The sequence below is a fragment of the Corallococcus llansteffanensis genome (assembly GCF_003612055.1).
Taxonomy (GTDB): domain Bacteria; phylum Myxococcota; class Myxococcia; order Myxococcales; family Myxococcaceae; genus Corallococcus; species Corallococcus llansteffanensis.
The window spans coordinates 1-7,087 of sequence record NZ_RAWB01000519.1; the positions used below are offsets into that span (position 1 = coordinate 1).

At 72.7% G+C, this 7,087-nt stretch carries 6 protein-coding genes and 1 pseudogene; 3 read left to right on the forward strand and 4 right to left on the reverse strand.

Annotation, left to right across the window (positions count from 1 at the left end):
• The 3 genes and pseudogenes from D7V93_RS33805 to D7V93_RS33815 form a co-directional block, all read left to right on the forward strand.
• Positions 1 to 232 (forward strand): annotated as a pseudogene (locus D7V93_RS33805) (heme/hemin ABC transporter substrate-binding protein); the annotation flags it as partial.
• Positions 229 to 1,314 carry a FecCD family ABC transporter permease gene (locus tag D7V93_RS33810; protein WP_120647305.1) on the forward strand — a complete coding sequence of 362 codons (1,086 nt, stop codon included), beginning with the start codon at positions 229 to 231 and terminating at the stop codon, positions 1,312 to 1,314. The pseudogene D7V93_RS33805 and the gene D7V93_RS33810, both read left to right, overlap by 4 nt.
• Positions 1,311 to 2,114, forward strand: coding sequence for a heme ABC transporter ATP-binding protein (locus D7V93_RS33815; protein ID WP_120647306.1), 804 nt, complete (start codon positions 1,311 to 1,313; stop codon positions 2,112 to 2,114). Before D7V93_RS33810 ends, D7V93_RS33815 begins: the two co-directional genes overlap by 4 nt.
• A gap of 10 nt (positions 2,115 to 2,124) precedes the next feature.
• On the opposite strand, the gene D7V93_RS33820 is transcribed toward D7V93_RS33815, so the two are convergent.
• The 4 genes from D7V93_RS33820 to D7V93_RS33835 form a co-directional block, all read right to left on the reverse strand.
• Positions 2,125 to 3,441: a DUF418 domain-containing protein gene (locus D7V93_RS33820; protein ID WP_120647307.1), complete on the reverse strand. Its 1,317-nt coding sequence runs from the start codon at positions 3,439 to 3,441 to the stop codon at positions 2,125 to 2,127.
• Between the two features lie 115 nt (positions 3,442 to 3,556).
• Complete coding sequence (locus D7V93_RS33825) at positions 3,557 to 5,068, reverse strand: phosphatase PAP2 family protein (RefSeq protein WP_120647310.1); 1,512 nt, start codon at positions 5,066 to 5,068, stop codon at positions 3,557 to 3,559.
• On the reverse strand, positions 5,065 to 5,976 hold the full coding sequence (locus D7V93_RS33830; RefSeq protein WP_120647308.1) for a fatty acid desaturase: 912 nt from the start codon (positions 5,974 to 5,976) through the stop codon (positions 5,065 to 5,067). The genes D7V93_RS33825 and D7V93_RS33830 overlap by 4 nt, the downstream gene beginning before the upstream one ends.
• The gene (locus tag D7V93_RS33835) at positions 5,966 to 6,949 is read right to left on the reverse strand and encodes a Rieske 2Fe-2S domain-containing protein (RefSeq protein WP_120647309.1); all 984 of its coding nucleotides are present in this window, start codon (positions 6,947 to 6,949) and stop codon (positions 5,966 to 5,968) included. Before D7V93_RS33835 ends, D7V93_RS33830 begins: the two co-directional genes overlap by 11 nt.
• Between the last annotated feature and the right edge of the window lie 138 nt (positions 6,950 to 7,087).

Sequence of the window (7,087 nt, forward strand, 5' to 3'; positions counted from 1 at the left end):
CGTGGTGGCGGCGCCGGACTTCGTGCTGCTGCCCGCGGGCTCGGTGGCGACCGTGGGAGGCGCGGAGGGCCTGGCGAAGCAGCCCGGCCTGTCGCAGGTGAAGGGCTGGCGCCTCGTCACGGTGGAGGACGTGGACTTCATGGGCCTGGGGCCAGGCCTTGGCAGGGCGGTGGGCCGCCTCCAGGACGGGGTGGGGCCCCGGCCCGGAGCCGGGAAGGGCGGCGGCGAATGAGCGCGTCGGAGGCCATGCCCGTGCCCGCCGCGCGGCCGGTGCCCTCACGGCTTCCGGGCGCCGGGCCCTGGGTGACGCTGGGAGGGGTGCTGGCGCTGGTGGTGCTTGCCTCGCTGGCGATAGGGACGGTGCCGGTGCCTCCGTCCGCCCTCCTCGGCAGTCTCTGGGAGGCGCTGGGGCCAGGCGAGGCCTCCCAGCGGTTGGATCCGATGCAGCGCGCGGTGCTGCTCTCCCTCCGCCTGCCGCGCGTGGTGCTGGGCGTGATGGTGGGCGCGGTGCTGGCGACGGCGGGCGCCGCGCTTCAAGCCCTCTTCCGCAATCCGCTGGTGGAGCCGGGCCTCCTGGGCACCTCCAGCGGCGCGGCGCTGGGCGCGGTGCTGGCCATCGTGCTGGACGTGACGCTGGGCACGCACATGGGGGCATTGCGCATGCTGACGGTGCCGGGCGCGGCCTTCTGCGGCGCGCTGGGCGCGACGCTGCTGGCGCAGCGGTTGGGCTCGGGCGGAGGCCGCACGGACACGCCGCGCATGCTGCTGGCGGGCGTGGCGGTGAGCTCGGGGGCCTTCGCGGGCATGGGGTTGTTGACCCAGGCGGCGACGGACGCGCAGCTGCGCTCCATCACCTTCTGGAGCCTGGGCAGCCTGGGCGGCGCGTCGTGGGAGACGGTGGGGGTCGCGGCGGTGCCGCTGCTGCTGACGCTGGGGCTGCTGCTGCGCGAGGCGCGAGCGCTCAACCTGATGCTCCTGGGCGAGCGCGAGGCGTGGCACCTGGGCGTGGACGTGGAGCGGCTCAAGCGCCGGCTCATCCTCGCCGCCGCGCTGGGCGTGGGGGCGGCGGTGGCCTTCACCGGCATGATTGGCTTCGTGGGTCTGCTGGTGCCCGCCCTGCTGCGCATGGCGCTCGGGCCGGATCACCGGCGTCTGCTGGCGGCGTCCGCGCTGTCGGGCGCGTCGCTGCTGCTGGCGGCGGACCTGCTCTCGCGCACCCTGGCCGCTCCGTCGGAGCTGCCCGTGGGCGCGCTCACCTCCGTGCTGGGCGTGCCGGCCTTCATCGCGCTCCTGGCTCGCAAGGGGGCGGCATGAGCCTCGAGGCGCGCGAGGTGGAGGTGTGGCGCGGGCGAGGGCGCGTGGCAGGGCCGCTGTCGCTGGAGGTGCGGCCCGGCGAGGTGCTGGCCGTGGTGGGCCCCAACGGCGCGGGCAAGTCGTCGCTGCTGGCCGCGCTGTCGGGGGAGCTCCGCTGCAAGGCCGGCGACGTGTTCCTGGAAGGACGCGCCCTGCACCAGTGGCCTTCGGTGGAGCGCGCGCAGCGGCTGGGCGTGCTGCTTCAGGAGTCCTCGCTGGGCTTCGGCTTCACCGCGCTGGAAGTGGCGGTGCTGGGGCGCAGTCCGCACGCGCGGCGCGGCGGCACGGCGTCCGACCTGGAGGTGGCCCGCGCGGCGCTGGACGCCACCGACACGCAGCACCTGGCCTCTCGCGCGTACACCACGCTGTCGGGGGGCGAGCGGCAGCGCGTGCAACTGGCGCGCGTGCTGGCCCAGCTGTGGACGCCCCCCGCACGGGGCCACCGGTACCTGCTCCTGGACGAGCCGACGGCGAGCCTGGACCTCTCCCACCAGCATCTGGTGCTGGAGCGGGCAAGGGCCTTCGCCCGCGAGGGCGGCGCGGTGCTCACGGTGTTGCATGACCTGAACCTGGCCGCGCGCTACGCGGACCGGATCACCGTCCTCGACCAGGGCCGGTGCGTGGAGACGGGCACCCCGGCGGGCGTCCTCACCCCGGACCTCATCGCGAACACCTTCGGGTTGCGTGTGGAGGTGGTGTCGCGGCCCGACCTGCCCGGACCGCTGGTGATTCCCATGGGCCGCGCATCGCCGCCGCCCTGAGCCGGAGAGGTCAGTTCATCGCGGGCGCCGGGGCTTCCCTCGGCGCCAGCCGCAGGGGCTGCCACTGGCCGTAGGTGAGCGAGCGCCACAGCCACTCCACCGGACCGAAGCGGAAGCGCGACAGCCATGCATGGCTGAAGGGAATCTGGAGCGCGAAGATGAACGTCGTGAGCGCCACGCAATGGGAGAGCGGCAGCTTGCCGATGAGGCCCAGCCCCCAGCCGTCATAGAGGCAGAGGCTCACCACCGTCTGGAGCAGGTAGTTCGTGAGCGCCATGCGGCCCACCGGGGCCAGCACCTGCATCACCCGGTGCCACTGCTCACGCTGGAAGAGCAGGGCGAAGATGGCCACATATGCCGCGGTCAGCGCCATGAAGCCCACCTCAGCGATGGCGGGCATGGCGAGCATCCAGGTGTCCTTCGTCGGATCCACCAGGTCCGCGAGGCGCAGGCGTTGCACCACCACCCCCACGCCGTTGCCCAGCACGCCCAACACCAGTCCCCAGACGAGCAGCCGCCGGAACAAGGAGCGGTGGCGCTCCACGTCCTGCAGGAGCAGGAGCCGGCCCGCGAGCAGGCCCAGCAGGAAGCGGCCCAGGATTCTCGCCATCCAGAGCAGCCGTTGGGGTTGCGGCATCACGTACGTGACGAAGTGCGCGTTCGCCGCCTGGGTCGTCCAGAACGAGCCGCTGGAGAGTCCCTCCAGGAGCAGCCCCCTCTCCCGGACATCGACCTCGTCGCCGGCCCTCGCCACCCTGACGACCGCCTGCCCGCGATGCAGCAGGGAATGGCCGTAGTGCCGGACGATGGGCGCCAGCAGCGGCAGCCCCACCAGCAGCACCAGGGCCCACGTCAGCACCGTCCGGTTCGAGCGCTGGCGGAAGAGCAGCAACGCGAACCCCAACACCGCGTAGATGGCGAGGATGTCGCCGAACCACAGCGCGAACGCGTGCACGACGCCGATGCTCAGCAGCACCCCCAGTCGCCGGCAGTACAGCGGGACGATGGAGGACTTCCGGGCCTCGGCGCGTGCGAGCTGGATGGAGAAGCCCAGCCCGAAGAGGACGGAGAAGAGGGTGATGAACTTCTGGTTCACGAAGAAGTAGTAGAGCCCATTGACGACCGCTTCGAGCGGAGGCTCCACGAGCGACTCGGCCTGCGCGCGCGGCAGGAGGGCGTTGCCGCTGAACCAGGCGAAGCTGTTGGAGATGAAGACGCCCCACAGGGCGAAGCCGCGTAACACATCCAACAAGGCCACCCGTTCAGAGACATCCACCGGACGGGCGCTGGTGCCTGGGACGCAATCAGAGGTCGTGGCGTCGGACATGGCGTCAGCAGATGACCGCGACCTGTCCGCGTCAACGGGGGCGCACCCGCTCGCTGCATTCCGTCACACACTCGGAGGAACTTCCTGTGTCACGCCACGAAGGCGTGTGCAGCTTTCAATAGCTTCCGACCTCGAAGGACGAGCGCGGCAACGGCATGCGCCGGGGCAGCTTCCGCGCCCAGAAGGACTCCACCGAACGGTGGAAGAGGCGCAGCAGGGGCGCTCCGGGCTGGCCCTCCAGCGCGGCCAGCTCCGAGGCGGAGCGGTCCAGCAGCGCCCGGGCCCGCTGGTATTCGGAGACAACCCAGGCGCGTCCCGCTTCAGACGCGAGCAGCGCGTCGAAGTCCGCCGGGTCGTGACCGCGGGTGCGGGCGTCGGCGGCGACGTCCGCGGGCACGTTGAAGAGGCCCTGCGCCAGGTCCTCGCGCAGGTCTCGCATCACCGAGCACCATCCCAGCGCCGCGAGCAGGGAGGGCGCGTCCTCCGCGCGCACTTGCGCATCCGCGACGTGCAGCATCAGGCCCACCGACAAGCGGAAGGTGGCCGCGTGGTGGGCCTGGAGCGTGCTCGCGTCCCACCAGCGTCCGTCGCGCACGCGCTCGCGGTCCTTGCGCATCGTGCGCACCAGCTCGAACACCTGCGCGCGGGCATGGGCATCGCCCAGCTCCGCGAGCAGCACCCGTCCCAGTGTCGTCGCGATGTCGTGGAACTCCGCCGAGCTTCGCGGTGCGTCCGTCGCGCCGGTCTCCAGCCGGACGAGGAGCGCGTCGATGTGATTCAAGGGCTCGCCGTCGACGGGGCGGTCTCCATCCAGTACGTCGTCCACGAGCTGGAGGAAGCAGAACCCCACCCGGGCCCGGCGTGCCTTGCGCCAGCGGCCCACGGACTGCTGATACAGCGCGAGCGCGATGAGGCCGTAGCGGGGATGCCGGCGCGCGAAGCGATACAGCTCCCGCGCGCAGAGGGCCTCCACGCGCACGGCTTCGGGAAACGCCGCGTCCCGGACCCGCGGCGCCACGACGCGCCACGTGGCCCACGCCAACAGGGCCCCCGCGAGCACGTCCACCAAATGGTGCTCGTGGATGAGCAGCGTGGAGGCCGCGATGGCTAGCGCCCACAGCGTGAACAGTCCGCGCGCCACCGGGCCCGAGCGCTCGGAGTAGGCGAGGGCCGCGGTGCAGGCGAAGGCGACATGGAGCGACGGCAGGTAGTTGCGCTCCAGGTTCATCGTGTCCGCGAGCTGGAAGACCTGCATCCAGCCGCCGGTGACAGCGCGCGGCGCCCAGGCCACCTCGACCGGGAAGACGAGGAAGCAGAGCGCGCCGACGACGGTCTGCGCGCACAGCGCCAGCGCGAAGGGGAGCATCTGTCGCCACGTCCGGAAGATGAACAGGGACAGCAGGAGCAGCGCGTCCATGCTGACGTAGACGGCGGCCCAGCCGGGGATGAACGGGACGTGCTGCTCGAAGGGCAGGTCCACGCGCAGGCCGCCGGGATAGAAGCCCGTCACCCAGCTCGCGCCGCCGTAGACCGCGAGGAAGAACAGCGCGAAGCCGACCGCCAGCGCGCCCGTGCGCTTCAACTCCCCGGGCGTCGGCCAGCCGAAGAGCGCGGTGGGCTCCCTCAAGGGGCCTTCTCCGGGAGCGGACGCGGTCCCCGCCACATCGCGCACCAGATGCGCAGGAAGGACGGGCGCGGGGCGCTCGCGTCCACGTAGCGGCCCAGGTAGAGCCAGGGCACGTGCGGGTGACGGTGGTGCGCCCGGTGGTAGTGGTAGTTGAGGAACACCCAGCGCACGGGTGCGGCGACCCTCAGGTCCCACGCGCCCTCGCGCACGTCCAGGGGGGACCACGCATGGTCCGCGTACTGGAGCGAGCTCCAGTTCACCGCGAACGCCGCGTAGCACAGCGCCCACCCCGTCGGCGTCAGCTCCAGCGCGTATGCGAGCCCCGCCTGCAGGGCCACCATCAGCAGGACCTCGGCGCGGATGGTGGCGCCCGGTGCCTCCTCCAGGCGTCCCAGGTACGCGTCCGCGCCGGTCTGCTCGCCATAGCGCGTGCCCGGACCGCGCAGCTTCCGCAACAGGCCCGGCGCGAGCGCGAACACGAGCGCCCCCAGGGGCACGAAGGCCCAGTACGCGCCGGTGAGGATGGCGTACCACTGCGCACGCTTGAGGAAGCGGTGGTCGCCCGGGCGCAGGTAGTCGAACTGCTCGCGCTCCGTGCGGTTGTTCCGGTGGTGCGTGAGGTGGAAGGCGCGCTGCAACGTGAACGACGTCGGGAAGAACGTCGCCGCCAGGCGCCCGAGTCCGTCGTTGAGGCGCCGCGACGGGTGCAGCACGCCGTGTGTCGCTTCATGCAACAGCGAGAACACCGTGTTGTTCACGTAGGAGAACACCCCGGCCGCCACCAGCCGCACCGCCAGCGCCTCCGCGTGCGACGCGGTCCACAGGCACAGCGCCCCGGCGCCCATCGCCGCGACGAGCAGGACGGCGTTGAGCGCGGCCGGGATGGGCGGGGTGTCCTCAGCGCGCATCGTCCGCGTCCTCGGGCAGCCCGACGGCGAAGTCGAGCAACTGGCGCATCACCGGATCCGCCGTCGCCGTCGCGACGTTGAAGCGCATGCCGTCCAGCACGGACAGGTCGCGGCGCAGGAACGACGTGTAGAGCCACCGCGACACCCCGAGCGCCACGGCCGCCGCGCCCGGAATCCGCCCCCGCCGCGCGGCGACGGCGAGCCGCACCGACACGCCCTCCGGCACCGGCGTCAGGCCCGCGAGCAGCAGCCCCTGGGCCCGGCCCAGGTCGCTTTGCACCGACATCAGCGTGCCGCCGTGCAGGCTGAGCGTCACGCGGATGCGATTGCCCGACAGGAGCTTCATCCACCGGTCGCTGGCCCCCGTGCCGATGACCCGCGACGTGTAGCGCAGGCGCAGCGTGAACGGATCCGGCCGCTCCACCGTGGGCGCGTCCCACAGCTCGCGGTGGTGCACCGTGCGCAGGTGCTCCAGGTCGAACGAGTTCGCCGCGAGCGTCAGCCACGGGCAGCGCACCGTCACTGGCGGCCCCACGTTCCACACGTGCTCCGGGCCGCCCAGGTCGGGGGGCGCGAAGAGGGGCGTGGGGCCGTTGAAGACCAGCACTCCCCCGAAGCGCTCCGCCACCGGGAAGGCGCGCGGCCCGGGCAGGCCGGACACGTCGCTCCGCCCGGGCACGGCGCGGCACCGGCCCCCTCCGTCGAAGCTCCAGTGGTGGAGGGGACAGCGCAGCAACTCCCCCTGGACGGCGCCGTGCTTCAGGTGGGCGCCCAGGTGGGGGCAGTGGGCCTCCAGCGCATGGACCTGGCCCGCCTCGCTCCGGAACACCACCACCTCGCGCCCGCCTGGCTGGACGCCTTGCGCCTGCCCCCGCCGCAGCGACGCGGAAGGGCCCACGAGGTACCAGGAGCGGGGCCTCACGGGCCCGGGAAGGCGGTCCGGGTCCACCCCGGCCGGGACAGGAACAGCCATGGCCGGGACCCTACCGGACCCGATGTCCCCGGGGCCACGGGGGGGCGGTGGAGGGGTAGCTTTACGCCCGGGTTCCTGGTTAGTCAGGCGGTGGCGGCACCGGGCGCGTCGCCCCAGAGGGGCGGGACCGGGAAGGGG

Bases quoted from the DNA above. Each gene is read 5' to 3' on its own strand.
- D7V93_RS33810 (WP_120647305.1), top strand. From the start codon at position 229: ATGAGCGCGTCGGAGGCCATGCCCGTGCCCGCCGCGCGGCCGGTGCCC.
- D7V93_RS33820 (WP_120647307.1), bottom strand. From the start codon at position 3,441: ATGTCCGACGCCACGACCTCTGATTGCGTCCCAGGCACCAGCGCCCGT.
- D7V93_RS33815 (WP_120647306.1), top strand. From the start codon at position 1,311: ATGAGCCTCGAGGCGCGCGAGGTGGAGGTGTGGCGCGGGCGAGGGCGC.
- D7V93_RS33830 (WP_120647308.1), bottom strand. From the start codon at position 5,976: ATGCGCGCTGAGGACACCCCGCCCATCCCGGCCGCGCTCAACGCCGTC.
- D7V93_RS33835 (WP_120647309.1), bottom strand. From the start codon at position 6,949: ATGGCTGTTCCTGTCCCGGCCGGGGTGGACCCGGACCGCCTTCCCGGG.